At 57.1% G+C, this 1516-nt stretch carries 1 rRNA gene; it reads right to left on the bottom strand.

The annotated features are described in order from the left end of the window. Positions 1–1516: ribosomal RNA gene (locus AB0N02_RS47300) — 23S ribosomal RNA — on the bottom strand; the annotation flags it as partial.

Raw genomic sequence — 1516 nt, 5'->3', positions numbered from 1 at the left:
GGTCAAGTCCTCGGCCTATTAGTACCGGTCAGCTCCACACATTACTGCGCTTCCACCTCCGGCCTATCAACCCGGTCGTCTACCGGGAGCCTTACCCCCTCACAGGGTGGGAGACCTCATCTCAAGGCGAGCTTCCCGCTTAGATGCTTTCAGCGGTTATCCCTTCCGAACGTAGCCAACCAGCCATGCTCCTGGCGGAACAACTGGCACACCAGAGGTTCGTCCGTCCCGGTCCTCTCGTACTAGGGACAGCCCCTTTCAAGTCTCCTGCGCGCGCAGCGGATAGGGACCGAACTGTCTCGCGACGTTCTAAACCCAGCTCGCGTACCGCTTTAATGGGCGAACAGCCCAACCCTTGGGACCTACTCCAGCCCCAGGATGCGACGAGCCGACATCGAGGTGCCAAACCATCCCGTCGATATGGACTCTTGGGGAAGATCAGCCTGTTATCCCCGGGGTACCTTTTAGCCGTTGAGCGACGGCGCTTCCACAAGCCACCGCCGGATCACTAGTCCCAGCTTTCGCTCCTGCTCGACCCGTCGGTCTCACAGTCAAGCTCCCTTGTGCACTTACACTCGACACCTGATTGCCAACCAGGCTGAGGGAACCTTTGGGCGCCTCCGTTACCCTTTAGGAGGCAACCGCCCCAGTTAAACTACCCACCAGACACTGTCCCTGATCCGGATCACGGACCCAAGTTAGACGTTCAAAACGACCAGAGTGGTATTTCACCAATGACTCCACCCCAACTAGCGTTGCGGCTTCACCGTCTCCCACCTATCCTACACAAACCGTTCCAAACGCCAATGTCAAGCTATAGTGAAGGTCCCGGGGTCTTTCCGTCCTGCTGCGCGTAACGAGCATCTTTACTCGTAATGCAATTTCGCCGGGTCTGCGGTTGAGACAGCGGGGAAGTCGTTACGCCATTCGTGCAGGTCGGAACTTACCCGACAAGGAATTTCGCTACCTTAGGATGGTTATAGTTACCACCGCCGTTTACTGGCGCTTAAGTTCTCAGCTTCGCCACACGAATGCAGCTAACCGGTCCCCTTAACGTTCCAGCACCGGGCAGGCGTCAGTCCGTATACATCGTCTTACGACTTCGCACGGACCTGTGTTTTTAGTAAACAGTCGCTTCCCCCTGGCCTCTGCGACCCCCACCAGCTCCGGATGCAAGATCCATCACCAGCGAAGGCCCCCCTTCTCCCGAAGTTACGGGGGCAATTTGCCGAGTTCCTTAACCACAGTTCACCCGATCGCCTTAGTATTCTCTACCTGACCACCTGAGTCGGTTTCGGGTACGGGCCGCCACAGCACTCACTAGAGGCTTTTCTCGGCAGCATAGGATCACCCACTTCGCCACAATCGGCTCGGCATCACATCTCAGGATACATAAGAGGCGGATTTGCCTACCTCTCTCCCTACATGCTTACCCCAGGACAACCATCGCCTGGGCTGGGCTACCTTCCTGCGTCACCCCATCGCTTATCTACTACCAGATCAGGCCAGGCGTTCA

The organism is Streptosporangium sp. NPDC051022 (genome assembly GCF_040683035.1).
Lineage (GTDB): Bacteria > Actinomycetota > Actinomycetes > Streptosporangiales > Streptosporangiaceae > Streptosporangium.
Note: the sequence above shows the minus strand (reverse complement) of the source record. Positions and strands in the feature narration are given on the sequence as shown.